31 protein-coding genes are annotated in these 25,602 nt (G+C 45.9%); 8 read left to right on the top strand and 23 right to left on the bottom strand.

Annotated features, from left to right (window positions below; translation table 11 throughout):
• Positions 1–6: 6 nt before the first annotated feature.
• Genes sdhC through B0G85_RS02610 form a run of 3 tightly spaced genes read right to left on the bottom strand, consistent with a single transcriptional unit; the run spans position 7 to position 1,444 of the window.
• Positions 7–366: a succinate dehydrogenase, cytochrome b556 subunit gene (gene sdhC, locus B0G85_RS02600; protein WP_100378868.1), complete on the bottom strand. Its 360-nt coding sequence runs from the start codon at positions 364–366 to the stop codon at positions 7–9.
• The gene (locus B0G85_RS02605) at positions 363–716 is read right to left on the bottom strand and encodes a succinate dehydrogenase (RefSeq protein WP_100378869.1); all 354 of its coding nucleotides are present in this window, start codon (positions 714–716) and stop codon (positions 363–365) included. Before B0G85_RS02605 ends, sdhC begins: the two co-directional genes overlap by 4 nt.
• Positions 713–1,444, bottom strand: coding sequence for a succinate dehydrogenase/fumarate reductase iron-sulfur subunit (locus B0G85_RS02610; RefSeq protein ID WP_100378870.1), 732 nt, complete (start codon positions 1,442–1,444; stop codon positions 713–715). Before B0G85_RS02610 ends, B0G85_RS02605 begins: the two co-directional genes overlap by 4 nt.
• Positions 1,445–1,546: 102 nt before the next feature.
• Between B0G85_RS02610 and B0G85_RS02615 the strand changes: the two genes are divergently transcribed.
• Positions 1,547–2,446, top strand: a complete 900-nt coding sequence (locus B0G85_RS02615) for a LysR family transcriptional regulator (protein WP_100378871.1) — start codon at positions 1,547–1,549, stop codon at positions 2,444–2,446.
• Between the two features lie 49 nt (positions 2,447–2,495).
• On the opposite strand, the gene B0G85_RS02620 is transcribed toward B0G85_RS02615, so the two are convergent.
• From B0G85_RS02620 to uvrB, 10 genes are all read right to left on the bottom strand, one after another.
• A complete protein-coding gene (locus B0G85_RS02620) occupies positions 2,496–2,870 on the bottom strand; it encodes a Rap1a/Tai family immunity protein (protein ID WP_100378872.1) in 375 nt (124 codons plus the stop codon).
• An 18-nt stretch (positions 2,871–2,888) separates the two neighbouring features.
• On the bottom strand, positions 2,889–4,007 hold the full coding sequence (locus B0G85_RS02625; protein ID WP_100378873.1) for a DUF3300 domain-containing protein: 1,119 nt from the start codon (positions 4,005–4,007) through the stop codon (positions 2,889–2,891).
• Positions 4,008–4,042: 35 nt separating this feature from the next.
• Positions 4,043–4,381: an ISC system 2Fe-2S type ferredoxin gene (fdx, locus tag B0G85_RS02630; protein WP_100378874.1), complete on the bottom strand. Its 339-nt coding sequence runs from the start codon at positions 4,379–4,381 to the stop codon at positions 4,043–4,045.
• Between the two features lie 12 nt (positions 4,382–4,393).
• Positions 4,394–6,259 (bottom strand): Fe-S protein assembly chaperone HscA, encoded by a 1,866-nt coding sequence (gene hscA, locus B0G85_RS02635; RefSeq protein ID WP_100378875.1) that lies wholly within the window; start codon positions 6,257–6,259, stop codon positions 4,394–4,396.
• 18 nt (positions 6,260–6,277) lie between these two features.
• On the bottom strand, positions 6,278–6,826 hold the full coding sequence (gene hscB, locus B0G85_RS02640) for a Fe-S protein assembly co-chaperone HscB (RefSeq protein ID WP_232725905.1): 549 nt from the start codon (positions 6,824–6,826) through the stop codon (positions 6,278–6,280).
• Positions 6,783–7,106: an iron-sulfur cluster assembly protein IscA gene (gene iscA / locus B0G85_RS02645; RefSeq protein ID WP_100378877.1), complete on the bottom strand. Its 324-nt coding sequence runs from the start codon at positions 7,104–7,106 to the stop codon at positions 6,783–6,785. The genes hscB and iscA overlap by 44 nt, the downstream gene beginning before the upstream one ends.
• A gap of 38 nt (positions 7,107–7,144) precedes the next feature.
• Positions 7,145–7,531: a Fe-S cluster assembly scaffold IscU gene (gene iscU, locus B0G85_RS02650; protein ID WP_100378878.1), complete on the bottom strand. Its 387-nt coding sequence runs from the start codon at positions 7,529–7,531 to the stop codon at positions 7,145–7,147.
• A gap of 43 nt (positions 7,532–7,574) precedes the next feature.
• On the bottom strand, positions 7,575–8,834 hold the full coding sequence (locus B0G85_RS02655; protein WP_100378879.1) for an IscS subfamily cysteine desulfurase: 1,260 nt from the start codon (positions 8,832–8,834) through the stop codon (positions 7,575–7,577).
• Between the two features lie 39 nt (positions 8,835–8,873).
• A complete protein-coding gene (locus B0G85_RS02660) occupies positions 8,874–9,446 on the bottom strand; it encodes a Fe-S cluster assembly transcription factor (protein ID WP_100378880.1) in 573 nt (190 codons plus the stop codon).
• A gap of 122 nt (positions 9,447–9,568) precedes the next feature.
• Positions 9,569–11,722 (bottom strand): excinuclease ABC subunit UvrB, encoded by a 2,154-nt coding sequence (uvrB, locus tag B0G85_RS02665; protein WP_232725906.1) that lies wholly within the window; start codon positions 11,720–11,722, stop codon positions 9,569–9,571.
• Between the two features lie 194 nt (positions 11,723–11,916).
• On the opposite strand from uvrB, the gene B0G85_RS02670 reads away from it, so the two are divergent.
• Genes B0G85_RS02670 through B0G85_RS02690 form a run of 5 tightly spaced genes read left to right on the top strand, consistent with a single transcriptional unit; the run spans position 11,917 to position 16,270 of the window.
• Positions 11,917–13,116: an amino acid aminotransferase gene (locus B0G85_RS02670; RefSeq protein ID WP_100378881.1), complete on the top strand. Its 1,200-nt coding sequence runs from the start codon at positions 11,917–11,919 to the stop codon at positions 13,114–13,116.
• Between the two features lie 34 nt (positions 13,117–13,150).
• Positions 13,151–14,449: a polyhydroxyalkanoate depolymerase gene (locus B0G85_RS02675; protein ID WP_100378882.1), complete on the top strand. Its 1,299-nt coding sequence runs from the start codon at positions 13,151–13,153 to the stop codon at positions 14,447–14,449.
• Between the two features lie 54 nt (positions 14,450–14,503).
• Positions 14,504–15,193 carry an electron transport complex subunit RsxB gene (gene rsxB, locus B0G85_RS02680; protein ID WP_100378883.1) on the top strand — a complete coding sequence of 230 codons (690 nt, stop codon included), beginning with the start codon at positions 14,504–14,506 and terminating at the stop codon, positions 15,191–15,193.
• Between the two features lie 2 nt (positions 15,194–15,195).
• Positions 15,196–15,852 (top strand): endonuclease III, encoded by a 657-nt coding sequence (nth, locus tag B0G85_RS02685; RefSeq protein WP_100378884.1) that lies wholly within the window; start codon positions 15,196–15,198, stop codon positions 15,850–15,852.
• Entirely contained in the window at positions 15,845–16,270 is a 426-nt protein-coding gene (locus B0G85_RS02690; RefSeq protein WP_100379157.1) for a DUF1841 family protein, read from the top strand. The genes nth and B0G85_RS02690 overlap by 8 nt, the downstream gene beginning before the upstream one ends.
• Here the strand turns inward: B0G85_RS02690 and B0G85_RS02695 are convergent.
• The 4 genes from B0G85_RS02695 to clpB form a co-directional block, all read right to left on the bottom strand.
• A complete protein-coding gene (locus B0G85_RS02695; protein WP_100378885.1) occupies positions 16,267–16,707 on the bottom strand; it encodes an HIT family protein in 441 nt (146 codons plus the stop codon). The genes B0G85_RS02690 and B0G85_RS02695 overlap by 4 nt on opposite strands.
• 89 nt (positions 16,708–16,796) lie before the next feature.
• Entirely contained in the window at positions 16,797–18,095 is a 1,299-nt protein-coding gene (aceA, locus tag B0G85_RS02700; RefSeq protein WP_100378886.1) for an isocitrate lyase, read from the bottom strand.
• A gap of 246 nt (positions 18,096–18,341) precedes the next feature.
• Positions 18,342–19,589 carry an MFS transporter gene (locus B0G85_RS02705; protein WP_100378887.1) on the bottom strand — a complete coding sequence of 416 codons (1,248 nt, stop codon included), beginning with the start codon at positions 19,587–19,589 and terminating at the stop codon, positions 18,342–18,344.
• A gap of 19 nt (positions 19,590–19,608) precedes the next feature.
• Positions 19,609–22,203, bottom strand: a complete 2,595-nt coding sequence (clpB, locus tag B0G85_RS02710; protein WP_100378888.1) for an ATP-dependent chaperone ClpB — start codon at positions 22,201–22,203, stop codon at positions 19,609–19,611.
• 103 nt (positions 22,204–22,306) lie between these two features.
• Here clpB and B0G85_RS02715 point away from each other — a divergent pair, with 103 nt between their 5' ends.
• Positions 22,307–22,549, top strand: coding sequence for a GIY-YIG nuclease family protein (locus B0G85_RS02715; protein ID WP_100379158.1), 243 nt, complete (start codon positions 22,307–22,309; stop codon positions 22,547–22,549).
• 2 nt (positions 22,550–22,551) lie between these two features.
• Here the strand turns inward: B0G85_RS02715 and B0G85_RS02720 are convergent, their stop codons facing one another.
• The 4 genes from B0G85_RS02720 to B0G85_RS02730 all read right to left on the bottom strand — a co-directional run bounded on the left by B0G85_RS02720 (position 22,552) and on the right by B0G85_RS02730 (position 24,091).
• Entirely contained in the window at positions 22,552–23,124 is a 573-nt protein-coding gene (locus B0G85_RS02720; RefSeq protein WP_100378889.1) for an RrF2 family transcriptional regulator, read from the bottom strand.
• A gap of 131 nt (positions 23,125–23,255) precedes the next feature.
• On the bottom strand, positions 23,256–23,684 hold the full coding sequence (locus B0G85_RS02725) for a DUF2244 domain-containing protein (protein ID WP_100378890.1): 429 nt from the start codon (positions 23,682–23,684) through the stop codon (positions 23,256–23,258).
• A gap of 37 nt (positions 23,685–23,721) precedes the next feature.
• The gene (locus tag B0G85_RS10235) at positions 23,722–23,877 is read right to left on the bottom strand and encodes a hypothetical protein (protein ID WP_157799269.1); all 156 of its coding nucleotides are present in this window, start codon (positions 23,875–23,877) and stop codon (positions 23,722–23,724) included.
• Between the two features lie 34 nt (positions 23,878–23,911).
• Entirely contained in the window at positions 23,912–24,091 is a 180-nt protein-coding gene (locus tag B0G85_RS02730; protein WP_100378891.1) for a hypothetical protein, read from the bottom strand.
• Between the two features lie 81 nt (positions 24,092–24,172).
• On the opposite strand from B0G85_RS02730, the gene B0G85_RS02735 reads away from it, so the two are divergent.
• Complete coding sequence (locus B0G85_RS02735; RefSeq protein ID WP_100378892.1) at positions 24,173–24,799, top strand: alpha-ketoglutarate-dependent dioxygenase AlkB family protein; 627 nt, start codon at positions 24,173–24,175, stop codon at positions 24,797–24,799.
• Between the two features lie 27 nt (positions 24,800–24,826).
• On the opposite strand, the gene moaE is transcribed toward B0G85_RS02735, so the two are convergent.
• Both moaE and moaD read right to left on the bottom strand, forming a co-directional pair.
• Positions 24,827–25,306 carry a molybdopterin synthase catalytic subunit MoaE gene (gene moaE / locus B0G85_RS02740; protein WP_100378893.1) on the bottom strand — a complete coding sequence of 160 codons (480 nt, stop codon included), beginning with the start codon at positions 25,304–25,306 and terminating at the stop codon, positions 24,827–24,829.
• Between the two features lies 1 nt (position 25,307).
• Complete coding sequence (gene moaD, locus B0G85_RS02745) at positions 25,308–25,565, bottom strand: molybdopterin converting factor subunit 1 (protein ID WP_100378894.1); 258 nt, start codon at positions 25,563–25,565, stop codon at positions 25,308–25,310.
• Positions 25,566–25,602 lie beyond the last annotated feature (37 nt).

The following is a 25,602-nucleotide window of genomic DNA, read 5'->3' on the forward strand; positions in this document are numbered from 1 at the left end:
TTCCAATCAGTTTGCTAATGCTAAAAATAGAATTCCCGATAGAATAGACATCACAATCGCTGCCTGAGTCCATCCCTTGCGTAACCCGCGCCATGTACCAAATTCAATGATCAACAAGCGCACACCACCAATTAAATGGATCGTCAGGAGAGTGACTAATCCCCATTCACCGACTTTAATAATCCAAAAGTCAGTCAGTTTTAAATAACGATCAAATTCATCTGCGCCATATAGTGATTGTGAGAGCAAAAAGAAGTGAACGGGTAGAAAGCAAGCAAGCAGTAGCCCAGAAACACGATGTGCCATATAAATAAAATAAGACGAGTGGGACTTAGCGCGACGATCTAGGGTTGGCCTACTCCTCATTGGCCGACCCCGCCTGAAAAGACTCCCACTACTGCAGTTGTTCCCAGCGTCATGATTAGTAAAGCTAAGATCCAGGGGAAAATTTCTACTTTTGAAGAATATGGAAAATTTTCCCGCAAAATATTAGCCAAACCAATCGGAGCATGAACCAGGCAAGCCAATACAAATACCTCATAGAAAATAGCAAAAATCCAATTACCTTGAGTTCGCCCTAATATTTCACCCGCAGTAAGGCCGCCCCGAATCGCATAGAACATGATTAGTAAGTGGATGACAACGCATAGGCCTAAAACCATTGCACTGATACGCTGTGCATACCATAGCTTTGCTTGCAAAATAGTTGAGCTCATAACTTACCCCACTTACTGCCACGCACTGCAGCTCTTGCTACAAGCTTTTTTAGACCAGAAATACCAGCAGTTGGCGCCAACTGTTTTGGGCAGCGCTCCGAACAACTTCCATGGGTGTGACAAGTATGGCAACCTGCATCCCCCGCTACAGCGCGCAATCGATCTAGCTGTTGCACATCACGCACATCGTTCGTCAATGTCCAGGCACGATTGAGTGCCGCTGGCCCCAAATAATCGGTACGGCTAGCAACAACATCACATGATGCATAGCAAACTGCGCAGCCAATACATTCAATCCCGGCATTTGCCAATTGACGCTCTTCAGAATCAGGCTTGACTTGAGCAAAATCGTCAAAGCGTGTTTGCTCACCTTTAAAGAATCCCACAGCACCTTTCCATTTATTAAAAAACTCGCGCATATCAGTCGCTAAGTCTTTTATGACAGGCAGGTTGTTGAGTGGGGCAATCTCTAATGAGTCGCCCTCAACAATTTTCGCCACATGTGTTCTACAGGTCCAACGGGCAACACCATTGACTGTCATTGCGCAGGATCCACACATACCCACCCTGCATGCAAATCGGTAGCTCAGCGTTGGGTCAAGCTTCCTCTGAATATAGGTCACTACATCTAGGACGGTTTGATTGGAATTGCGCGGTACCAGGTATTCCACAAATTCACCCTGATCGGTGCCACGCCAGACATTCACTTTGAGATTGGATTCAGACATAGACAAATTATATCGATATACAGTAAAAAATAAATCGAATATAATTTTCTTTGAGATAAAGAATTTATTTATATAAAAAGAGTACCTACCCCTTTCAAGCCCATGTCCAGCATTCGAGTTCTCAAAAATTTCTTAGCGATTACCCGCCACAAAAGTGTAGCTGCAGCTGCCCGTGAGATTGGTTTGACGGCAGCAGCAGCTGGCCAGCAGCTTCAACAATTAGAGTCCGATGTTGGTGTGACGCTATTTGACCGAACAAAGCGCTCTCTTATTCTCAATCACCAAGGAAGGGCTCTGGTCGAACCCATTCAAGAAATTGTGGCTCGATATGAGTCTCTGGGGTCAAACTTCAAATCAGATTTAAGCGGCACACTGGTTCTAGGGGCGCTTGTATCTACACTGATGGGAGCCTTTGGTAGCACCTTAAATCAATTAAAAAAGCAATATCCAAATCTGGAAATCAAGCTGATTGCTGGCTTATCTAACAATTTTTTAGATCAACTCATTGAGGGAGCACTAGATGCCGCTATTGTTACCGAGTCTCCGTATACCTTACCCCAGAACATACAGTGGACCGAACTCTATACCGAGCCCATGATTCTGATTTATCCAAACTTCAAGAGCAAAGCTAGGCGCATACCTCGAGAACTATCAAGCGAATTGCCCTTTATTCGCTTTGAAAGAAACACCTGGACCGGTCACCTCGTAGATCAGACGATCAAAGCAAATAAGCTAATTATTCAAGAAAGTATGGAGCTGAACTCCGTTGAGGCGATTATCGAACTGGTTCGACAGGGTCACGGCTTCTCCGTCGTTCCAAAACTTGCCAATATTGCCTGGGAAGATGATCGCCAATTAGCAATATCACCACTTTCTGGAAAAACAATCTTCAGAAAAGTAGGTTTACTAGAGCGTAGAAAACACTCTCGTCAAAATATGACGCAAGAAATTAAAAGGCTCTTTCTAGAGCAGTTCATTGCGAAAGAGGCGCATCTTACATAGACTCAGGGGTGAGTATTCATAAAAAATTGGCATCAATACGAGTTTTAATCTACCGACATCGATATTGCTCCGAGAAAAAACGGATCAATGTTTTAGCCGCTCGCTCTTGATTAAATTGAGAATGGCTCTGGTTCCAGGTCAAAAACGCCTGCAAGATTGCTTCTCTCGTACCAGATTCTGAAGAGAGACAGATGTTCGGCTTGAGCTGAGGATTGCGATTAGCTAAGTAGGATTGATAAACACCCTCCCCAAATCCAAAACAGAAGTTTTGCGCATCAACATCATTTAGATCTTTACAAAGCGCTACTAGAGCTTGAGTGGAAGCATCATTCTTAGGTAAATTCACTTGAGAAAATACACTAGAGTAAGGAGCTATCCCTACTCCCAGCATTACTACTAGCAACATCATTCGAACTTTATTCATGGGTAATGCCTTCTTCGGTTAGCGTCTAAATCCACCCATATGACCGCCGCCAAATCCACCTCGGCCACCATATCGACTATCGGCAAAACGATCATTTCGAGCCTGAGCTCTCATGGCGTTTTCTTGTGCAGCTTCTCGATCAATGTTCGGGTTAGCTCGATCTTGCTGCTGATCATTACGCGCCTCCTGATTCAGACGATTCGCTTGCGCTTGCTCTTGGGATGTTGCATCCTTTTGAAAAGCAGTGTTGGCCTTCTGATCGGCTGACTTTAAATCTTGCCGATCCTGAGGAGTGGCATTGTTTTTCCAATCATTGAGTAAGCGTTGTTGATTCTGAATGCTACTGGGCCCAATTAAACCTCTAGAGGATCGTGCCGATGCGTTGGTGTTGTTCACGTTAATCGTGCCACTTGACCAGCTCGGTGTTGACCAAAATGACTCTCCAACAGCGAGACCCAAACCAAATGACATAGCGCCCCATGCTGGATTGTAAGCAGGGTAAGGAGGATACTCAGGATAGGGCCATGCACCATAAACTACCGTAGGGTTATAGCTTGGCACATACACAACTTGTGCATTAGCGGGAAGAATTAAGATGTTACCGCTAGCATCTACGCTAACTGTCATTTGCTGATTTGATTTTAAAGTTCCCGCTTGAACAGCGCGTTTACGTAAAATCTGAACAGCCTGCATCGTATCTGCGGCCTGTAATTTATATGCATTGCCCAGATTTTGAGTCCATTGCAATTGACTTCCCATCATATTGAAGGCCTGTGGAAAGGAAATCAACGATTTAACACTGTCGTTCCATGACTGCGCCTTCAGGGCATTTTGTAAAGCTGAGCCACTCAAACCAGAGTTACCTCTTCGCCAGTTATAGGCTTCAGCCACCTCAAGTGGATAAGTAGACGCCAGCAGCATTAACGATAGCAATGAGTCTGGGTAAAGTGCAATCGGAGAAACTAATGACTGTAATTGGGCAGAAGATATTCGTTGCGGAGTGCTGTCAAAGGCAGCGCTCTGGGTATAAGCCTGCGGAAAGGAGGCACTCTGAGAATAGGGATCACTGTTACCAGTACAGCCAACAAAAAAAGCCGTGCTAGCAATCAAAAATCCTATTTTGAGTTGAGTCTTCATAAAGAACTGGGCCCCACTATGTTCAATACTGCTGGTTAGTGATTTTCTTTAGCGTGATTGATGGAGTACTTTGGAATCTCAATCACTAAATTTTCACGGGCAACGATGGCTTGACAAGATAGGCGAGACTGTGGATTGAGGCCCCACGCACGATCTAGCAAATCCTCTTCATTTTCGTCAGGCTCATTCAGACTCCTATACCCCTCTTTAACAATGATGTGGCAAGTAGTGCAGGCACAAACCATGTCGCAAGCATGCTCAATAGGGATATTATTCTCTAGCAAAGCCTCGCAAATAGAAGTTCCCGGCGTCACCTCGAGGACTGCACCTTCAGAACAATATTCACTATGAGGTAATACAACAATTTGGGTCATGATTCTTTTCTATTAAATTTCAGTAACATTTTTACCAGCCAATGCTTTTTGAATGCTCGCATTCATACGCATCTGGGCAAACTCATCGGTAGCCTTTGCGGCATGATCGACCGCCTTGCGGACTACTGCACTATCGACCTCATTATTCAGGATATTCTGTAATGCAGCCATCTCCTGATCAATCGCTATTTGCTCTTGAACACTGAGCAAAGCACGATCACTGTTAAGCGCTGTTTGTACCGCATCCAATAAACGTTGCGCATTGACCTGCTCTTCACGCAGAGACCGAGACAAAAGATCTATCTTGGCAGAGGCAAAACCATCCTGCAACATTCGAGCAATCTCCGCATCCGTCAGGCCGTAAGATGGCTTAATATCAATCGAGGCCTGTATACCTGAGCCCTGCTCCAATGCGCTCACTGACAGCAATCCATCGGCATCAACCTGAAACGTAACTCGAATGCGAGCAGCGCCGGCGGCCATTGCCGGGATGCCTCGTAATTCAAACTTACCTAAGGATCGGCAGTCTTGCGCTAACTCACGCTCACCTTGCACTACAGCAATCGCTAGAGCAGTTTGACCATCCTTAAAAGTAGTAAAGTCTTGCGCACGCGCAACAGGAATTGGCGTGTTACGAGGAATAATTTTCTCAACCAATCCACCCATCATCTCAATACCAAGAGAAAGTGGAATGACGTCCAATAAAAGCCATTCATCATCCTTGCTTTGATTGCCGGCCAATAAATCAGCTTGCATCGCTGCTCCCAAGGCGACCACCTGATCGGGGTTTAAATTATTCAAGGGCTTTGTACCGAACAGCTCACCAACAGCGCGCTGCACCTGGGGCATGCGTGTAGCACCGCCAACCATGACAACGCCCTTCACTTCATCAACCTTCAAGCTTGCATCGCGAAGTGCTTTTTTCACTGCAACCAATGTTTTTTGAATTAAATGCTGCGTAATTTCAAAGAATTGAGCCTGACTAACGCCTACATTCACAATCGTACCGTCAGTCAATGTTTCATACACGCGCGCCAAGGGATTGTGACTTAACTGTTCTTTTGCATGCTGGCAAGACAACAACAACCTACGATGATCCTGAATCGATAGTGGTGGAAGTTTAGCTTGCTCAATCACCCAACAGTAGAGGCGATGATCAAAATCATCACCGCCCAAAGCCGAATCACCACCTGTAGAGAGCACTTCAAATATGCCTCTATTCATTCTCAAAATGGAGATATCAAATGTTCCCCCACCTAAATCATAGACCGCATAAATACCTTCCGAGGCATTATCTAGACCATAAGCAATTGCAGCGGCGGTTGGCTCATTTAGCAAGCGTAGCACTTCGATACCCGCTAATTTGGCAGCATCTTTTGTAGCCTGTCGCTGCGCATCATCGAAATAAGCCGGCACCGTGATGACGGCGCCGACAATATCATCATCAACCGAATCCTCTGCTAACTGACGCAAGCGCGCTAGTATTTCTGCGGAGACTTCAATCGGGCTTTTATCCCCGGCCACTGTTCGCAGCTTTAACATTCCAGGCTCATCTACAAAATCGTAAGGAGCACTCTCAATATGCTCGACATCGGCAATGCCGCGCCCCATCAATCTTTTTACTGAGGCAATCGTGTTCTTCGGATCGCTGACAATACTATCTAGGGCCTCGAACCCGGCCTGCGTTCTTCCGCCCGGAAGATAGCGCACTACCGAAGGCAGTAGTTCTCGGCCTTGCGCGTCTGGAAGCACCTTAGGTAAGGCGTCTCGCACAATCGCTACTAAAGAATTCGTAGTACCTAAGTCGATACCGACAGCGATTCGGCGCTGATGCGGGGCTAATGATTTACCAGGTTCGGAGATTTGTAATAAGGCCATGAAGAATTCTGTTTAAAGCTATACCAAGGCCGAGATAGCATCATCTAACTCGATGGCAAACTTATCAATAAAAAGAAGACCGCGAAGTAATTCAGCGGCATGTTCGAAGTTCTTGAAGTCATCAATCGCTTGAGTTACTTTCAAGAGGGTTATTTTTTTGGACTCCTCCACCTCAAGCATGAGTGCTTCCAATGCCGGCAAGTCTTCAGCTTGCTCATCGAGTTGCTCACGCCAGTCCATTTGCTGCATTAAAAAGGCCGCCGGCATCGCCGTATTGATCTCTAAATGGGCATCGACACCATGGAGTAAGCAAATATATAGCCCACGCTGGATAGGATTTTTGAGTGTCTGGAGAGCAGTATTGGCAAGTGTAGCCATTTGCATCGCCAGCCTCTGCTCTGTATCACTGCCACGAGCATGACGGTCAGGATGTACTTCTTTTTGGATGGCCAGATACCTCTGATCCAACGAAGCTAAATCCATCTTGAATTGCTGCGGCAGACCGAAAAAACGAAAGTAGTCGTCAGACGCGGAAAGATTCGCCACAACCACACTCATCTTTGACATTTGGGTTCTGGAACTTGAAGCCCTCGTTCAAACCCTCTCGCACAAAATCTAATTCAGTACCATCTAAATAAGCCAAACTTTTCGGGTCTACAAAAACTTGAATTCCATGAGATTCAAACATGGTGTCTTCGGGAGCAGCATCATCAACGTACTCCAACTCATAAGCTAAACCAGAGCAACCTGTAGTCCGAACGCCCAAGCGAAGACCACACCCTTTTCCGCGCTTATCCAAATTACGCTGAACGTGTTTCGCCGCTTTATCAGTAAGGGTAATAGCCATATTGAGAACCTAATTTTTACTCATTGTTTACCAAACAATTACTGAACGGGATGCTTTTCTTTGTAATCGGCAACTGCCGCCTTGATAGCATCCTCAGCCAAAATGGAGCAGTGGATTTTTACAGGGGGTAGTGCTAATTCTTCTGCAATCAGTGAGTTCTTAATCTCTAATGCCTGATCCAAGGTTTTACCCTTAACCCACTCTGTAACCAAAGAGGAGGAAGCAATTGCAGAACCACATCCGTAGGTCTTAAACTTTGCATCTTCGATGATGCCCTGATCATTAACCCGGATTTGGAGTTTCATGACATCGCCACAAGCAGGTGCGCCAACCATGCCGGTACCAATGTTGTCATCCGCCTTGGAGAATGAACCGACATTGCGGGGGTTTTCATAATGATCAATTACTTTGTCGCTATAAGCCATGATATTTCCTTATTAACTGTTCTATATTTCTATTAAAAGCCGATTAATGTGCAGCCCATTGAATGGTGCTGAGATCAATGCCATCCTTAAACATTTCCCACAACGGTGAAAGCTCTCTTAATTTGGCGATCTTCTCTTTCACCAGTTTGATTGTGAAGTCCACTTCCTCTTCCGTAGTGAAGCGCCCCAAGGTAAAGCGAATCGAACTATGCGCTAACTCATCATTACGGCCAAGCGCACGCAAGACATAGGAGGGCTCTAAGGAGGCTGAGGTACAGGCAGAGCCAGAAGAAATTGCTAAATCTTTAAGCGCCATCAACATCGACTCACCTTCAACATAGTTAAAACTAATATTGAGATTATGGGGAACACGATTATCCATATCGCCGTTGACATACACTTCTTCAATATCTTTTAAGCCAGCTAATAAACGATCCCGCAAAGCACGGATGCGTTTATTTTCTTCAGCCATTTCAATACGAGCGATACGGAAGGCTTCGCCCATACCCACAATTTGATGCACTGCCAAAGTGCCAGACCGCATACCGCGCTCATGACCGCCACCATGTATCTGAGACTCAATCCGAATGCGGGGCTTACGACGGACAAATAAAGCACCCATTCCCTTTGGACCGTAACTCTTATGGGCTGAGAAGCTCATTAGATCGACTTTGGTGTTTTCTAAATCAATCTCAACCTTACCGGTAGCCTGCGCTGCATCAACGTGCAAAATAACGCCACGCTCACGACAGAGCTCACCAATTGCAGGTATGTCTTGAATGACACCAATTTCGTTATTGACATACATTACTGAAGTCAAGATGGTTCCCGGTTTCATTGCCGCTTTGAGTTGCTCAAAGTCAATCAAACCATTGGGTAGCACGTCTAAATAGGTCACTTCGAAACCTTCGCGCTCTAGGTCGCGACAAGTGTCTAGTGTGGCTTTGTGCTCAGTCTTGACGGTAATGATGTGATTGCCGCGATCTTTGTAAAAGTGAGCAGCGCCTTTCAATGCCAAATTAATACTTTCAGTAGCGCCGCTGGTCCATACGATTTCTCGTGGATCGGCGTGTACCAATTGCGCCACTTCTGAACGCGCCCACTCAACAGCCTCTTCCGCTGCCCAGCCATAAGCATGACTCCGAGACGCTGCGTTACCAAACTGCTCGCGCAGAAAAGGCATCATCTTATCCACGACACGGGGATCGATTGGGGTGGTGGAGGAATAGTCCATGTACACAGGAAAGTGTTTTGGACTAAACATCGGTATCGATTGCTGAGGAATGTCTTGTGGTGCGTTCATGATTGGCTTATGGGTTAGATGGTTAGGGCTTTACTAGGTTTAATTGCTCAGCTTAGCCAAATTAAAAACAGAATTAATTAGGGGCCGCTTGGGAGCAAGCTCTTTCTTAACTGAATGTGCTGGGGCTGATTTTTGAGCCTTTGCACCTTCAACTTTAATTTTCTTGTGTCGCATGTCTTGAATCACTATGCCGCGACCCTCTTGCTGTTGAACAAGATCATTCAGAGATACTGAACTGAGATACTCAACCATCTTGGAGTTCAGATTCGTCCAAAGATCATGGGTCATGCAGTGGCCATGGTTTTCTTCATCAGACTGGCAATTACCCTTACCGCCGCACTGGGTGGCATCGAGCGGCTCATCGACCGCAACAATAATGTCTGCAACACTGATCTCTTCGGACTTGCGGGCTAGGGTATAACCGCCGCCAGGGCCACGGGTACTCTCGACGATGTTAAATCGGCGCAACTTTCCAAATAACTGCTCTAAGTAAGAAAGAGAAATCTTCTGTCGTTGGCTAATTCCAGCCAAAGTAACAGGTCCGTGCGCTTCACGGAGGGCTAGATCAATCATTGCGGTTACTGCAAAACGACCTTTTGTTGTAAGTCTCATATGGCACCTTGGTAATGGATTGTTATGGACAGCTAACAGCCAGGTGGGTAATACCCGACCATTCCACTCAACTTTATCATAAACCACACAAATTTGCAAGGGGTTAATATCTTTAGCCCTAGCTAGACACTATCCCTAGATCTGGCACCAAAAGCCATCTCCTTAACTTTGGTCAGGCGATCTCGAGTGCTGGCTGCCTTTTCAAACTCAAGATTTTTAGCTTCCGTGTTCATTTGCTTCTCTAAGCGCTTGATTTCACTGGAGAGATCTTTTTGGGTCATGTCCTCATAGTGCGCGCGCTCTTGCTCTACCTGCATTTCTGTACGCTTTTCTTTTACGTCATAAACACCGTCAATAATGTCCTTGATGCGCTTCTTGACCCCACGAGGCACAATGCCATTCGCTTTGTTAAAAGCCACCTGCTTTGTTCTGCGGCGGTCGGTCTCATCCATAGCCCGCTGCATAGAATTCGTAATGCGATCGGCATACAGAATTGCCTTGCCGCGAACGTTGCGCGCTGCCCGTCCAATCGTCTGAATTAAGCTGCGCTCAGAACGTAAGAAACCTTCCTTATCGGCATCCAAGATGGCGACAAGGGAAACCTCAGGAATATCTAAACCTTCTCGAAGTAAGTTAATACCCACCAAAACATCAAACACACCCAAACGTAAATCGCGCAGAATTTCTACGCGCTCGACAGTATCGATATCAGAGTGCACATAGCGCACCTTCACGCCATGATCGGATAAATAGTCTGTCAACTGCTCTGCCATCCGCTTTGTTAAGACCGTCACCAGGACCCGCTCATGCACCTTAACTCGTTCATGAATTTGACCAAGTAAATCATCTACCTGCGTACTAGCTGGTAGGACCTCAATTTGAGGGTCTACTAATCCAGTCGGTCTTGCTACTTGCTCAACTACTTGTCCAGTATGCGTATTTTCATAATCCGCTGGGGTAGCGGATACAAACATGGTCTGACGCATTTTGGTTTCAAATTCAGAAAATTTCAGTGGCCGGTTATCCATTGCTGATGGCAGCCGGAATCCAAATTCAACTAAGGTTTGTTTACGTGATTTATCACCGTTGTACATTGCATTAAGCTGCCCAATCAGAACATGGCTCTCATCTAAGAACATCAGCGCATCATTAGGCAAATAGTCTACTAACGTAGGCGGTGCCTCACCTGGCATGGCCCCTGACAGGTGACGAGAGTAATTTTCAATCCCTTTACAAAAGCCAAGTTCATTGAGCATTTCTAAATCAAAACGAGTACGCTGCTCAAGACGTTGCGCCTCTACAAGCTTGCCATCTTTCACAAACTCATCTAAACGAAGTCGTAATTCAACCTTAATTGTCTCGATAGCTTTTAAGACGGTATCGCGAGGGGTCACGTAGTGCGAACTTGGATAGACCGTAAAGCGCGGAATCTTTTGGCGAATTTTGCCTGTCAACGGATCAAAGAATTGCAAGCTTTCGATTTCATCATCAAATAACTCAACGCGAACTGCTAACTCATTATGTTCGGCTGGGAAGATATCAATCGTATCGCCGCGCACTCGAAATACACCCCGCTTAAAGTCCATTTCATTTCGATCGTATTGCATCGCAATTAAACGCATCAAAATATCACGCTGACTCATCTTGTCACCGGGACGCAATGTCATCACCATACTGTGATAGTCGCCAGGGTTGCCAATGCCGTAAATTGCCGATACGGTTGAGACAATAATGACGTCGCGTCGCTCTAATAAACTCTTTGTGGCCGAGAGTCGCATTTGCTCAATATGTTCATTGATGGACGAGTCCTTTTCAATAAATAAATCGCGCGTAGGAACGTAAGCCTCAGGCTGGTAATAATCGTAATAACTGACAAAGTACTCAACTGCATTTTTGGGAAAGAACTCCCTAAACTCACTATATAGCTGCGCAGCCAAGGTCTTATTTGGAGCAAAAATAATGGCAGGTCGACCTGTTCTGGCGATCACATTGGCCATCGTGAAGGTTTTGCCCGAGCCAGTAACACCCAATAGCGTTTGAAAGGTCAGGCCATCCTCTATTCCAGCTACCAATGCATCGATTGCGGCTGGCTGATCGCCTGCAGGCGGAAACGGTTGATAAAGATGAAAAGGGGAATCGGGGAAGGAAACGAACTTTGCAGGATCGAGGTCGTGACCTGCTTCACCTAAGGGGTCAGCCTGTATGGTGGATTGGGCTTTGGGGGCTAACGCACTTTCTGTCTCTACAGAGGATTTTTTAGGGTACTTTGGGGGCATCTCAGCTATTATTTCACTTGTGGCTTTTAGCTACAGCGAATTTTTCACAAACAATGATTTTGCCGTTTTTATGAAGAAATAGCTAAACCTGATGCCAAAATACCAAGATTGAAATAAATTCTATCGACTTCAAATCGATAAAGCATTGATTTAAATACTTATTTAACCCTGAACACCTACTTACTGACCTCCCAATGACCTTGTTTGCCTCCGTCCAGCTAGCCCCTAAAGATCCTATTTTTGGCCTTACCGAAGCCTATGTCGCCGATCAACGTGCAGATAAAGTGAACCTGGGTGTGGGTGTGTACTACACGGACGAGGGCAAAGTGCCACTTTTAAAGGCGGTAATTAAAGCGGAAGAGTCTATTGTGGCTAAGCGCTCCCCGCGCGGCTATATTCCAATTGAAGGACCAAATCCTTACAACAGTGCAGTCCAAAACCTCTTGTTTGGCGCTGAGTCTGAGCTAATTAAAGCGGGTCGTGTCGTAACTGCTGAATGCTTGGGCGGTACGGGTGCATTGCGTGTTGGCGCTGACTTTATTAAACGCCTGAACCTAAATGCGCCTTGCGCTATCAGCAACCCTACTTGGGAAAACCACCGCGGTATTTTTGAGTCCGCGGGTTTTGAGGTACTGGAGTACGCTTACTTTGACGGAGAGACTCGTGGTGTCAATTTTGATGGCATGGTCAAATCGTTAGAGTCATTTCCACAGTTCACTACTGTATTACTGCACGCCTGCTGCCATAACCCTACCGGGGCTGATATTACTGAGGCGCAGTGGCATCAAGTGATTGCTATTTGTAAAGAAAAACAGCTTATTCCTTTTCTGGATATGGCTTATCAAGGGTTTGCGGATGGCATCGAGCAGGATGGCATAGCAGTACGTTTATTTGCTGACTCTGGCATGTCTTTCTTTGTCTCTAGCTCTTTTTCTAAATCATTCTCACTCTACGGTGAGCGCGTAGGCGCCCTCTCCATCGTGACTCAAAGCAAAGATGAGTGCACTCGCGTGCTATCTCAGTTAAAACGAGTCATTCGGACGAACTATTCCAATCCCCCAACTCATGGTGCTGCTATTGTGGCGGCCGTGCTCAATTCGCCTGAGTTGCGTCAACTCTGGGAAGATGAATTAGCCCAGATGCGCGATCGTATTAAAGCAATGCGCCAAGGACTCGTTCAAAAGCTGGTTGCCGCTGGGGTAAAGCAAGATTTTGCTTTCATCGAAAAACAGCGTGGTATGTTTTCTTACTCCGGCTTAACCGCAGAGCAAGTAGAGCGTTTACAGAAGGAGGATGGCATTTATGCCCTCTCCACTGGTCGCATTTGCGTAGCCGCCCTCAATACACACAATATTGACAAAGCTGCAGTCGCAATAGCCCGCGTTTTAGTCTAAACAGCAGTTACACTGAGCCATACCAGGAGACAACATGCTATATCAACTACATGAATTTCAGAAATCCTTGTTAGAGCCAGTGAGTTCATGGGCACGCGCTGCCTCTGCTGCTTTTATAGATGCCTCTAACCCAGCTTCAAAAATTCCTGGCTCTGAAAGATTGGCCGCTGGCTATGAACTGCTTTACCGTCTAGGTAAAGACTATAAGAAGCCTGAATTTGGTATTCGCTCAGTGCATGCACACGGACGAGATGTTGCTATTCATGAAATCGCTACCGTCACTAAACCATTTTGTAAATTAATTCGCTTTAAGCGCTTCTCTGATGATGTGGAAGTAATTAAGAAGCTTAAAGAGGATCCCGTTGTTTTAGTTGTGGCTCCGATGTCTGGCCATCACTCCACCTTACTACGCGACACCGTGCGTACCTTATTGCAAGATCACAAGGTCTACATTACCGATTGGATCGATGCCCGCACTGTACCCCTTGAAGATGGTGAATTTGGTTTAGATGACTATGTACATTATGTGCAAGAATTTATCCGCACCATTGGCGCGGAAAACCTTCATGTAATCTCAGTTTGTCAGCCTACAGTTCCGACTTTAGGAGCTATTTCTTTGATGGCTACTGCTGGTGAGAAAACTCCAGCATCCATGATCATGATGGGCGGCCCAATTGATGCTCGTAAGTCTCCAACGGCAGTGAACGACTTGGCAGACCAAAAATCATTTGAGTGGTTTGAGAGTCATGTTATTTACAGCGTCCCACCGAATTACCCTGGTGCAGGTCGTAAGGTCTACCCTGGCTTCTTGCAGCACACTGGCTTTATGGCCATGAATCCAAAAAATCATATGCAATCTCACTGGGATTACTTTCAAAATCTAGTGCGTGGAGATGAGCAAGATGCTAAAGCACATATTCGTTTTTATGATGAGTACAACGCTGTCCTTGATATGGATGCGAAGTTTTACCTAGACACGATCAAAATAGTCTTTCAAGATTACGCCTTGCCTGATGGCAAATGGAAAGTGGCAGGTAAATTAGTAAAGCCTGAAGATATTACCGAGACTGCCCTGCTCAGTATCGAAGGTGAGTTAGATGATATTTCTGGAAGCGGCCAAACACGCGCCGCCCATGCACTTTGTTCGGGTATCACTAAGCCCAATAAAGATCATTACGAGGTTGCTGGGGCTGGGCACTATGGCATCTTTGCTGGTCGTCGTTGGCGTGAAAAAGTGTACCCAAAAATTAAATCGTTTATTCGTGAGCACCAGACTGTTCAGAAGAAAACGAGAGCGCGGCCGCCAAAGCTAGAAGGTCAGAAGTCTGCATAAACTAGCAGCGCGACCTAAGGGTCGCGTTTCTAGTTCTAGGGCATTCAGAAAAATATGCAAAGCCAGCAACAGCTTACACTTGCTGATCGTCTCGAAAATCTGTTACCACAGACCCAGTGCACTAAATGCAGCTACCCCGACTGCAGGGGGTATGCTGAGGCCTTGGCCTCAGGTGAGGCCCTACCTAACCGATGTCCACCAGGCGGTGTAGAAGGCATCAAGCGCTTGTCTGAGGTGCTGGCACCCATATATCCTCAGGCTACTTTTAAGCTCAATCCAACGATCGATACTGACTGCGGATTAGAACGCCCCAGAACCATTGCTTTGATTGATTCAAGTACGTGCATCGGTTGCACGCTCTGTATTCAGGCTTGCCCTGTTGATGCGATTGTGGGGGCTTCAAAACAAATGCATGTAGTCTTGAGTGATTGGTGTACTGGCTGCGACCTCTGTATTCCACCCTGCCCAGTTGACTGCATCACTATGATCGATGTCACTGGCACCCAGACTGGATGGGATGCCTGGTCTGTACCATTAGCCGACATAGCGCGCAGCCGTTACCATGCCCGTGAAACGAGATTAGATCGCGAAGAGCGAGATAATGATGCACGTCTTGCCAAAAAAGCTGCGGCTAAATTAGATGAAATCAATGCGCAATCCCCTCGGTCTGAAGAGGCAAAACAAGAGCAAGAGCGCAAGCGTGCAATCATCGCTGCAGCTATTGCGCGCGCTCAGCAAAAGTAATCATGAATCCCGAAAAGCGACAGGCCTTTTTTGAGCAACTCAGGGCGAACAATCCCAACCCAGAAACTGAATTGGAATACAGCTCGCCGTTTGAACTCTTGATTGCGGTATTGCTATCCGCACAAGCAACCGATATTTCAGTAAACAAAGGTACAAGGGGGCTATTTAAGATCGCCAACACTCCGCAAGCACTATTGGACTTAGGCGAAGCGGGGGTCAAGCCTTTCATCCAGCATATTGGATTATTTAATGCTAAGGGTAGACACATTCAAGAGACTTGCCATTTATTAGTAGAGCGATATGGCGGTGAAGTTCCACAAGTTCGCGAGGAATTAGAATCCCTTCCAGGCGTAGGAAGAAAAACGGCGAATGTTATTCTCAATACGGCCTTTGGACATCCGACCATGGCAGTAGACACACATATCTTTAGAGTATCTAATCGTACGGGCTTAGCGCCAGGAAAAGATGTTGTGAAGGTTGAAGAGCAACTACTAAAGCGTATACCTAAGGAGTTTTTACAAGACGCACATCATTGGCTTATTTTGCATGGGCGATATACCTGCAAAGCACGTAACCCTGAATGCGAGCAATGCATTGTCGAACCCCTTTGCAGCTTTAAGCAAAAAACTGGCAAAGGAAAAGTACGTGGCCATATTTAATCCGACACGGGAAGAGGTGCGGCGTTTTTTCTGTGACACCTGGAAAAAGAAAATAGAAAATCAGATTCTGGCACCGATGGAAATGATTGCTAGCGACTGGATGATCCAACATCCCGAATATCACACTTTGTTACTAGACCCAGAGAGCGCTGTAGAGCAAGACTACACACCAGAGCGTGGGGAAACAAATCCTTTTTTACATCTCTCGATGCACTTATCCATTAGTGAGCAAATCTCTATTGATCAGCCGCCTGGGATTAAAGCAATCTCGGCACAGCTTTGGAAGAAACTAGGAACAGAGCATGAGTCTCAACACGCCATCATGGAATGTTTAGGGCAGGTAATGTGGGAGACGCAACGCGAGGGTCAGCCCCTTAGTCCCGAAAGATATCTCGAAGCACTAAAAAAATTGGTTTAGCGTAATGCTGTAATCGCAGATTTAACAGCCGCCGATAGATTCTTTGCTAAGAGCTGACGCGCTTCAATTGCAGACGCTGATGTTTCCTGAATCCGTTGCGACCACACTGATCCCGGAAAGAAAGCATCATCCCTATAACGGGGGATCACATGCCAATGAATGTGGGGCACCATATTCCCCAAGGCAGCTAAATTGACCTTATCTGGCTTCATTACATGACGAATCGCCTCCTCTACCGCAAAGACCAGAGTCATTAAGTGCTCACGCTCTCCATAGCTAAGATCCGTCATCTCAGCGACGTGGTGATTCCAAATGACCCTACAAAATCCAGGTAAGTCTGCGTCGTTTACCAAGAATACCCGGCAGTCATCCCCACGCCAAATTAACTCACCCTCTTCGGATGAGGGAACTACTTTACAAAGGGGGCAAGTATTCATAGGCAGAATGTATATGAAAAAGGCACCTAAGTCACTCTTATGGAGTTATTTAGGTGCCGATAAACACTAAAACTAGGGGATGTACTAAGTTAGTGGAACTGCTCTTCTTCTGTTGAGCCTGTCAAAGCGGTTACTGAAGATTTACCGCCCTGTATTACAGTCGTGACATCGTCAAAGTAACCGGTGCCTACTTCTTGTTGATGCGAGACGAATGTATAGCCCCGGTCACGCGCTGCAAATTCGGGCTCTTGTACTTTTTCAACATACGCTGTCATGCCACGCTGCATATAATCTTGAGCCAAATCGAACATGTTGTACCACATCGAATGAATACCAGCGAGGGTAATAAATTGATACTTGTAACCCATTGCACCTAATTCGCGTTGGAATTTAGCAATCGTTGCATCATCTAAATTCTTCTTCCAGTTGAAAGAGGGTGAGCAGTTATACGCCAGCATCTTGCCAGGAAATTTAGCGCGAATGGCCTCTGCAAACTCTCGAGCAAACTCTAGGTCGGGAGTGCCCGTCTCGCACCAGACCATATCGGCATAGGCAGCGTAAGCTAAACCACGGGAAATAGCCTGATCCAAGCCCTTGCGTGTTTTATAGAAACCCTCTGGAGTGCGCTCTCCTGTTAAGAATGGCTTATCGTTTGCATCGTAGTCAGAGGTTATTAAGTCAGCAGCTTCAGCATCTGTTCTAGCCAAAATAATGGTTGGTACACCCATAACATCCGCAGCTAAGCGAGCTGAAATCAATTTTTGAACTGACTCTGCTGTTGGCAATAAGACCTTACCGCCAAGGTGACCACACTTTTTTACTGATGACAGCTGGTCTTCAAAGTGAACCCCTGCAGCGCCCTGCTTAATGAGCGCCTTACTGAGCTCAAAGGCATTCAGTACACCACCAAATCCAGCCTCAGCATCCGCTACGATAGGAGCGAAATACTCTATATAGCCGGCATCCCCCTTCTGAATTCCTTTGGCCGTTTGAATCTCATCAGCACGCTGAAAGGAATTATTAATCCGCTCAACCATCTTGGGAACAGAATCTACTGGATAGAGTGATTGATCTGGGTACATTGCAGCAGAAGAATTGCCATCAGCAGCAACCTGCCAGCCTGACAAGTAAATCGCCTGAACACCGGCTTTGACCTGCTGCATTGCTTGACCGCCAGTCAGAGCACCTAAGCAATTGACATAAGCCTCACTGTTGACTAAGTCCCACAATCGTTCAGCCCCATGTTTGGCCAAAGTGTACTCAATCTTTAATGAGCCCCGCAGGCGAACAACATCCTCAGCGGTATAGCCACGAGTGATGCCCTTCCAGCGGGGATTGGTATCCCAATCCTTTTGAATTGCTGCAATTTCTGCTTTGCGATCTGCCATGGTTTTCTCCCTAAATTAAACAAAATATTGAGACGGTGAGTCTTATGTCTTATATAAGAGTTTATATAGAAAACAACGGCATGCAAGATTTATATTGAGACTTGTTAAGATTTAATAATCCAATAAAATCAATAACTTAAAATAAATATTTTATAATGTGGAAATCGGGATCAACAGGTGAAACGTTTCCCTGTGACAGCTAATAAAAAAGTTTTAACAGCAGAAATGCTTTTTCATGTTATGAAATTAAGCGACTGACTGAGCTTTAAGGGCCGTCATAGTGGCCACCTTAAATCCAGTCAAGATAATCATCAGCTGCAGCAATGCCACGCCCACAAATAGCAATTTAGGTAAACCGGCGTCTAAGAAGACGCCAAATAGCAGCGGACTAAGAGCGGCGCCTAAATCAATTCCGGAATACACAATGCCATAAACTCTGCCAGATGCCCCCGCTGGAGTAGCGGTACGAATCATCAAATCTCTTGAAGGTGCAGCAATACCCAAGCCAGCACCGATAACAATAAAGGGGATGACAATGCCATCAAAGGGAACCCACCCTGTCGCCAACAATAAACCCATCAAAATACTACTCGTAAAGCAGATGGTGATGATGCGCTCCGGATTGGCAAAACGCTTAGCAAAATAACCACCCAGCAGCATCCCACCGGCTCCGCCCAAAGACATTAGTGTCAAAAAATAATTACCCGCACTGACAGGTAGCCCATAGATTTGAAAAAGAGCACTCGGGGCAAATGATTGCATGCCGGTAGTGGCTGACATACTAAAGAAAAAGAAAATCCAACACAGCCATACGGCAGGTAGCTTCAGAAAAGCAAAAGTAGTCAGCGCCCCAGTACCAGGGTTTGCTGCAGCATGAGTAGCCGCAGATTCTGCTTGGCGCTCTTTTACATTGTCAATGAGCCGTTCACGGCTTAACCACAGCACTAAGAGTATTAACGCCTCTAGAACCGCAGCGGATAAGAAGGCCATTCGCCAGTCAGCAAGGGTTGCCATTGCAACCATAAAGGCTGGGGCGGCAGCCCAGCCCAGATAACCGGTTACGCCATGAATAGAGTACGCATAGGGTAAATTTGGCGGGGAAATTTTATGATTGATTAAGGTGTAATCCACCGGGTGAAAAATACCATTACCGCTACCAGCAATCACTGCCCCTATCACCAACATAGCATACCCATTACTTTGTGAGTAAGTTAATGCAGCAAGGGCAAGTAGCCCAACTCCAATAAACAGCACTGGGCGAGCGCCTATACGATCTACCAAAAATCCAGAAGCTGCCTGAATGATGCAAGAGACGACAAAGAAAATCGTCATCAACAAACCTAGCTCTGCATAACTAAAGCCAAACTCTGCTTTAAGCCATGGGAACATCGGCGGTAAAATTAAATGAAAAAAATGGGAACTGCCGTGTGCCAAGCTGATTAAACCAACTACTCGGACATCACTGGCACGCCTTATTTGTAGCGCATCAATCATGTGCCGAGTTTACTACCGATTACTTAGTGAAGATAAAGTCACCCTTTTGATCGACATCGACTGGCACGGTATCTTCAGGACCAAACTTCCCCTCCAAAATCATCTTCGAGACAGGGTTCTCAATATATTGCTGAATCGCTCTTTTTAGCGGCCTTGCTCCAAACACCGGATCAAATCCTACTTCTGCAATCTTTGCTAAGGCCGCATCGGTAACATCAAGATGCATATCGATTTTCGCAAGCCGGTCAGACAAGTTTTTAAGTAAGATCTTGGCGATATTGGCGATGTTTCCCTTATCTAGACCGTGGAACACAACGATCTCATCAATACGATTGAGAAACTCTGGACGGAAATGCGTTTTTAGCTCTTCAAAAACTGCATCTTTTATCGCAATCTGTTTCTTACCGACCATAGACTGAATCAGATGCGAACCGATATTACTAGTCATCACAATCACAGTATTTTTAAAATCGACTGTGCGCCCCTGACCATCTGTTAAACGACCATCATCTAGTACTTGCAGTAGTACATTGAATACGTCAGGATGCGCCTTCTCAATTTCATCAAACAAGATGACGCAGTAAGGATGGCGTCGCACCTTCTCCGTTAGGTAGCCGCCCTCTTCATAACCTACATAACCAGGAGGCGCTCCGATTAAACGCGCAACACTATGTTTCTCCATAAACTCACTCATATCAATGCGAATGAGGTGCTCTTCGCTATCGAATAAGAAACCAGCCAAAGCCTTACAAAGCTCGGTCTTTCCTACGCCTGTTGGCCCCAAGAATAAGAATGAGCCATAGGGACGATGCTCTTCAGCAAGACCCGCACGTGAACGACGGATTGCATCTGATACCGCACGAATAGCCTCTTCTTGGCCTACTACTCGGTGATGAAGTAACTCCTCCATCTTGAGTAATTTATCGCGCTCACCCTGCATCATTTTGGATACCGGAATACCGGTTGCACGGGAAACTACCTCAGCAATTTCTTCTGCCCCTACCTGAGTCCGCAACAGCTTATTTTTAATTACGCCATCTTTGCTGCTGTTGGCCTCTGCAGCAGCGGCAGATTTCAGCTTAGCCTCTAGCTCTGGCAATTTAGCATATTGCAATTCAGCAACTTGCTCCAGCTTGCCTGCACGCTGTAGCTTCACTATATCTGCGCGTACCTTTTCAATTTCTTCCTTGATGTGTGCTGCGCCTAAGACGGCACCTTTCTCTGCTTTCCAAATCTCTTCTAAATCAGCATACTCAGCACCTAAGCGCTGAATCTCATCTTCAATTAGCGCTAAGCGTTTTTTAGAGGCATCATCTTTTTCCTTCTTGACAGCCTCACGCTCAATCTTCAGTTGAATGAGACGACGCTCTAGCTTATCCATAACTTCTGGCTTAGAGTCAATCTCCATACGAATACGCGAGCCTGCTTCATCTATTAGATCAATCGCCTTATCGGGCAAGAAGCGATCTGTAATGTAACGATGAGAAAGCTCAGCAGCCGCCACAATTGCCGGATCAGTGATTTCAATACCATGATGAAGCTCATAGCGCTCTTGCAAGCCACGCAAGATCGCAATCGTTGCTTCTACAGTAGGCTCTTCCACCATGACTTTTTGGAACCGACGCTCCAAAGCTGGGTCTTTCTCAATATATTTACGATATTCATCCAAGGTAGTGGCGCCAATGCAATGCAATTCACCACGAGCCAGGGCAGGCTTGAGCATATTGCCCGCATCCATAGCGCCATCGCCCTTACCAGCCCCCACCATCGTATGAATCTCATCAATAAAGATAATCGTGCGACCCTCATCTTTAGCAACATCGCTTAACACTGCTTTCAGGCGCTCCTCAAACTCACCACGATATTTAGCGCCCGCCAAAAGTAGCGCCATATCCAATACGAGGACACGCTTTTCTTTTAGGGTTTCAGGAACTTCACCATTAATAATCCGCTGCGCTAAACCCTCTACGATCGCAGTTTTGCCAACCCCAGGCTCGCCAATTAATACGGGGTTATTTTTGCCGCGACGTTGCAATATCTGAATGGTGCGACGAATTTCATCATCCCGGCCAATCACTGGATCCAACTTACCCAAGCGTGCTCGCTCAGTTAAATCCACTGTATATTTTTTAAGGGCCTCACGTTGTCCTTCGGCATCTGCACTATTCACTGATTCTCCTCCGCGGACTACATCAATAGCCGCCTCTAATGATTTACGATTCAAGCCGCTTTCACTCGCAATCTTGCCAAGCTGACCCTTATCGTCGGCCACTACCAATAAAAATAGTTCGCCCGCAATAAACTGATCACCGCGTTTCGTGGCCTCTTTTTCACACAAGTTAAACCAATTGCCTAAGTCACGGCCAACCTGCACTTCGCCGTTTGTACCCTGCACTTCAGGAAGATTATTAATCAGCCTCTCAGAAGCTTTTTCTAGACTGGCTACATTGACACCGGCACGGGTGAGCAAGCTTTTTGCGCCACCATCAGAATCCCGCAGCATGGCGATGAGCAGATGCGCTGGTTCGATAAATTGATTATCTTTAGACAGGGCTAAGCTTTGTGCCTCACTAAGCGCCTCTTGAAATTTAGTAGTGAACTTATCTATTCTCATTTGGATTCCTTATTGGATCTGTAGATATCTACCTATAGAATATAAGGACATTATTGAAAATTTCAAGTGTTTTATCCTATTTAAAAGCGAATTTAACCCTACCTTGACTTGGCTTGTTTATCTTTTAGAGTGCGCTGATGGCAGTTATTACGCCGGCATTACCAATCGCCTGGAGCATCGACTAGAGGCCCATAACTCAGGTGAGGGAGCCCGCTACACCCGTTCACGTCGGCCAGTGACGGTGATAGCAACCCAGACTCACTCGGATCGATCTGAGGCCTCTAAGGCAGAAGCAAGATTAAAGCGTTTACCTCGTTCCCAGAAGCGGGCGTTTTTCGAGACCTAAATTTAGCAGGCGCTTGATTTTTCCAAGTAAGCACCAAAACTAAAGATCGAGTTTGGTCCAAGTGGCACTTGCTCCACTTTCTTGAAGGTGGTTTTAACAACCCTTTGCACTTCACCCTTAGCCAATTTTTCAGGCGTAGTCTTAGGGCTGATAAACGCTTGACGTTCTGGTACAGACTGCATGTCACTAAAGCGAGGAACATAGTCCTTGATTGCAGATGACAGAGTAACGTTAGCCATGCAACTAAGCATGTAAGCTTCCAAAGATTGATAAAGTTCGCTAGCAATATCGCATGCCTCAACCTTACGTTTTTTGATGTAATTCATTGCCAAAACAACATCCTTGATGGTCACCATTCTAGGGTCTTGCAGCAAGATGTAGCCCCCACGACGTCCCTTGGTGCCCTTCACTATTCCAGCCGCACGTAGTGCGCTCAGTAAGAGCTCTATTCTGCTGATCGACAGATTTTGTCGTTGGGCTAGCTCCAATCCAGTAACGGGCCTAGCACTGTTTGAATGAGAGGCAATATCAACCAAAGTATTGAGGGCTGCCTTTACTGCTGTTGTGATGTCCATATTGAATTTGTCGAAAATGTGAGATTAATTAATAAAGGTGAATCTAATCACTAGATTGAAGTATGGAACTAATTTCTTCCAGTTGCTGAGCCTGCCCTAGTAACCCTTTTCAGATGATGGTTTGCATGCGATTAAGCCAGACGAGGTCTTAATTCAGATATCAACATTCTCAAAGGCTCTGGCCGCAAGAACTGACCTAACTCAACCCGTTGCTCTGATTGCTCGATATAAAACACCTTCTGGTGTTCTAGCGGAGGAATCACTCTAGCCCATTGCGTATTGAATTCAAAGCAGGTTTCTTTGTAGGCAATAAATTTTTTGACTATTAAGCGAGTTCCGCTGATTTCAATCTCTTCAAAATCGAGCGCATGTCGGCAATAAATTAAAAATCCGACCGTTACTGCAGTGATTTCAATAGCTGTAAACACCAAAATCATTTTTACCCCAACGAGAAAAAATCCGATGCCAACCGTCAAGGAGAGGCAGACCAGCACTAAATAAAATTGCAGCAACTGACGGGGGGACAATGCGCAATTGCGTCGCATTCGCCAGATTTTCATTTCATCTCACTCGCTGGTACTGGGTTTAGTGTGGTCGCTAACTGGAAGAGGCACTTTTCATATTTCTGGCTTTCTCGATTTGATCAGCGCTACGTTGCTGAAAGTCAACCATCGAGTGATGCCCCATTTGATAGCAAGGACAGTGCTTTCCTAAAATCCAACGAGCTAGCTTAATACGTAATTTTTGAATCATGTTGTTCTCCAAATCAAATAAATTATTTAGTAGGTCAATTAGCCTTAGTAGAGTCATTTACCGAGGGGGGCTCAACGCTATTGCTGTCCTTCATGATGAGCTTTGGTGCACTCATTTTTTCCCCATCCCAAATCTGGCCGCACCAGCACTCTCCTGCATCATTAATAATGCATACGCCCGATCCACAACAAAATCCTGCCGGTGCCTTCATCATTAACCTCACTAAACCTTAAAATAAACAATTAAGTCTATTCTAGAGTTTTTATCCAATTCCTGCTCTTACCCGCCCTAACGAATGAATACACCAGATTTACCCTTTGAAGATCTAGGCTCTAATAGCTTGATATCCGTATTAACAAGGGATGGCCAAGCACACTACCTCAGCGCAATCTTCCCTCAAGACCAATCTAACGAGTTACTACAGATACTCATCAGGTCTGTTTTATGGCAGCCAGATCAAGTCATGATGTTCGGTAAAGTAGTGACGACTCGCAGAAAAGTGGCATGGATAGGAGATCCTGATTGCAGTTACACCTATTCCGGAATTGAACGTCAGCCTCAAGCCTGGACCCCAGCCCTATTATTGATTAAAGCAAAAGCTGAGGCGCTGTCGGGATGTCAATTTAACTCCTGTCTAGCTAACCTTTACCACAGCGGCGATGAAGGTATGGGCTGGCACAGTGATAATGAAAAAGAATTAGATTCCAATATGCCAATCGCTTCATTTAGTCTTGGCGGAAGAAGAAAGTTTGCCTTTCGTCATCGAGAGGATCAAGAAACCGTTTCTTTATTTTTAGAGAATGGCAGCTTGCTGATCATGCACCCCCCGATTCAGGAATACTGGCGCCATAGCCTATTAAAAACTAAGACACTGGTGGCTCCCCGAATTAATCTGACATTCCGAAAAATACAGTTAGCTTAATAAATGACTAGTCTTTTGGCTTTAGTTTTACGGCTTTAGTTTTTCGGCTTTATCCCATTTAGCGATTGCAGCGTCATCGGACACTCGGGCATCCACCCATCGACCACCCTCAGGTGTCTCTTCTTTTTTCCAAAAAGGAGCGTCGGTCTTGAGGAAATCCATAATGAACTCACAGGCTGAAAAGGCTTCGCCTCGATGTGCGCTAGTTACTGCTACCAAAACGATCTGATCTTCCGGTAGTAGCGGGCCCACACGATGAATAATTAATGCTTTACGAATATCCCAACGCGCACTTGCTTGCGTAACGATGTCTTCAAGGGCTTTTTCAGTCATCCCGGGATAGTGCTCTAGCGTCATGCCTCGCACCTGGCTGCCGTCATTCATATCTCTGACGGTGCCTAAAAAAGTAACTACTGCACCCACCTGAGGATCATTTTTACGCAATGCTGAGATTTCACCAGTAAGGTCAAAGTCTGCCTCCTGAATACGAATGATGGCCTCTGACATCCTAGCCGCCAGTCACTGGGGGAAAGAAAGCTACTTCAGCCCCCTCCTCCAAAGAGGTAATGTCATTGACCATTTGCTGGTTCAGGGCACAACGAATCACTTTGTTACTCGCTAGTACCTCAGACCAAGGGTCACCGCGAAGTATTAAAAAGGCTCTTAAGTCTGCAATCGTTTTGATATTGTCAGCAACGGTAATACTTTCTTCTGAGAGGCCAAGGCCTTCACGTAAAGAGGCAAAGAATCGTAATTGGATTTTCATGGAAAAGATTGGGGCTGGGGTAGGCGTCGAGGGTAGG

The sequence above is a fragment of the Polynucleobacter brandtiae genome, from assembly GCF_002797575.1.
Lineage (GTDB): Bacteria > Pseudomonadota > Gammaproteobacteria > Burkholderiales > Burkholderiaceae > Polynucleobacter > Polynucleobacter brandtiae.

What these genes read in the sequence shown, in the direction of transcription:
- sdhC (WP_100378868.1), bottom strand. Translation starts at nt 366, where the DNA reads ATGAGGAGTAGGCCAACCCTAGATCGTCGCGCTAAGTCCCACTCGTCT.
- B0G85_RS02605 (WP_100378869.1), bottom strand. Translation starts at nt 716, where the DNA reads ATGAGCTCAACTATTTTGCAAGCAAAGCTATGGTATGCACAGCGTATC.
- B0G85_RS02610 (WP_100378870.1), bottom strand. Translation starts at nt 1,444, where the DNA reads ATGTCTGAATCCAATCTCAAAGTGAATGTCTGGCGTGGCACCGATCAG.
- B0G85_RS02615 (WP_100378871.1), top strand. Translation starts at nt 1,547, where the DNA reads ATGTCCAGCATTCGAGTTCTCAAAAATTTCTTAGCGATTACCCGCCAC.
- B0G85_RS02620 (WP_100378872.1), bottom strand. Translation starts at nt 2,870, where the DNA reads ATGAATAAAGTTCGAATGATGTTGCTAGTAGTAATGCTGGGAGTAGGG.
- B0G85_RS02625 (WP_100378873.1), bottom strand. Translation starts at nt 4,007, where the DNA reads ATGAAGACTCAACTCAAAATAGGATTTTTGATTGCTAGCACGGCTTTT.
- fdx (WP_100378874.1), bottom strand. Translation starts at nt 4,381, where the DNA reads ATGACCCAAATTGTTGTATTACCTCATAGTGAATATTGTTCTGAAGGT.
- hscA (WP_100378875.1), bottom strand. Translation starts at nt 6,259, where the DNA reads ATGGCCTTATTACAAATCTCCGAACCTGGTAAATCATTAGCCCCGCAT.
- hscB (WP_232725905.1), bottom strand. Translation starts at nt 6,826, where the DNA reads ATGTCAAAGATGAGTGTGGTTGTGGCGAATCTTTCCGCGTCTGACGAC.
- iscA (WP_100378877.1), bottom strand. Translation starts at nt 7,106, where the DNA reads ATGGCTATTACCCTTACTGATAAAGCGGCGAAACACGTTCAGCGTAAT.
- iscU (WP_100378878.1), bottom strand. Translation starts at nt 7,531, where the DNA reads ATGGCTTATAGCGACAAAGTAATTGATCATTATGAAAACCCCCGCAAT.
- B0G85_RS02655 (WP_100378879.1), bottom strand. Translation starts at nt 8,834, where the DNA reads ATGAACGCACCACAAGACATTCCTCAGCAATCGATACCGATGTTTAGT.
- B0G85_RS02660 (WP_100378880.1), bottom strand. Translation starts at nt 9,446, where the DNA reads ATGAGACTTACAACAAAAGGTCGTTTTGCAGTAACCGCAATGATTGAT.
- uvrB (WP_232725906.1), bottom strand. Translation starts at nt 11,722, where the DNA reads ATGCCCCCAAAGTACCCTAAAAAATCCTCTGTAGAGACAGAAAGTGCG.
- B0G85_RS02670 (WP_100378881.1), top strand. Translation starts at nt 11,917, where the DNA reads ATGACCTTGTTTGCCTCCGTCCAGCTAGCCCCTAAAGATCCTATTTTT.
- B0G85_RS02675 (WP_100378882.1), top strand. Translation starts at nt 13,151, where the DNA reads ATGCTATATCAACTACATGAATTTCAGAAATCCTTGTTAGAGCCAGTG.
- rsxB (WP_100378883.1), top strand. Translation starts at nt 14,504, where the DNA reads ATGCAAAGCCAGCAACAGCTTACACTTGCTGATCGTCTCGAAAATCTG.
- nth (WP_100378884.1), top strand. Translation starts at nt 15,196, where the DNA reads ATGAATCCCGAAAAGCGACAGGCCTTTTTTGAGCAACTCAGGGCGAAC.
- B0G85_RS02695 (WP_100378885.1), bottom strand. Translation starts at nt 16,707, where the DNA reads ATGAATACTTGCCCCCTTTGTAAAGTAGTTCCCTCATCCGAAGAGGGT.
- aceA (WP_100378886.1), bottom strand. Translation starts at nt 18,095, where the DNA reads ATGGCAGATCGCAAAGCAGAAATTGCAGCAATTCAAAAGGATTGGGAT.
- B0G85_RS02705 (WP_100378887.1), bottom strand. Translation starts at nt 19,589, where the DNA reads ATGATTGATGCGCTACAAATAAGGCGTGCCAGTGATGTCCGAGTAGTT.
- clpB (WP_100378888.1), bottom strand. Translation starts at nt 22,203, where the DNA reads ATGAGAATAGATAAGTTCACTACTAAATTTCAAGAGGCGCTTAGTGAG.
- B0G85_RS02720 (WP_100378889.1), bottom strand. Translation starts at nt 23,124, where the DNA reads ATGGACATCACAACAGCAGTAAAGGCAGCCCTCAATACTTTGGTTGAT.
- B0G85_RS02725 (WP_100378890.1), bottom strand. Translation starts at nt 23,684, where the DNA reads ATGAAAATCTGGCGAATGCGACGCAATTGCGCATTGTCCCCCCGTCAG.
- B0G85_RS10235 (WP_157799269.1), bottom strand. Translation starts at nt 23,877, where the DNA reads ATGATTCAAAAATTACGTATTAAGCTAGCTCGTTGGATTTTAGGAAAG.
- B0G85_RS02730 (WP_100378891.1), bottom strand. Translation starts at nt 24,091, where the DNA reads ATGATGAAGGCACCGGCAGGATTTTGTTGTGGATCGGGCGTATGCATT.
- B0G85_RS02735 (WP_100378892.1), top strand. Translation starts at nt 24,173, where the DNA reads ATGAATACACCAGATTTACCCTTTGAAGATCTAGGCTCTAATAGCTTG.
- moaE (WP_100378893.1), bottom strand. Translation starts at nt 25,306, where the DNA reads ATGTCAGAGGCCATCATTCGTATTCAGGAGGCAGACTTTGACCTTACT.
- moaD (WP_100378894.1), bottom strand. Translation starts at nt 25,565, where the DNA reads ATGAAAATCCAATTACGATTCTTTGCCTCTTTACGTGAAGGCCTTGGC.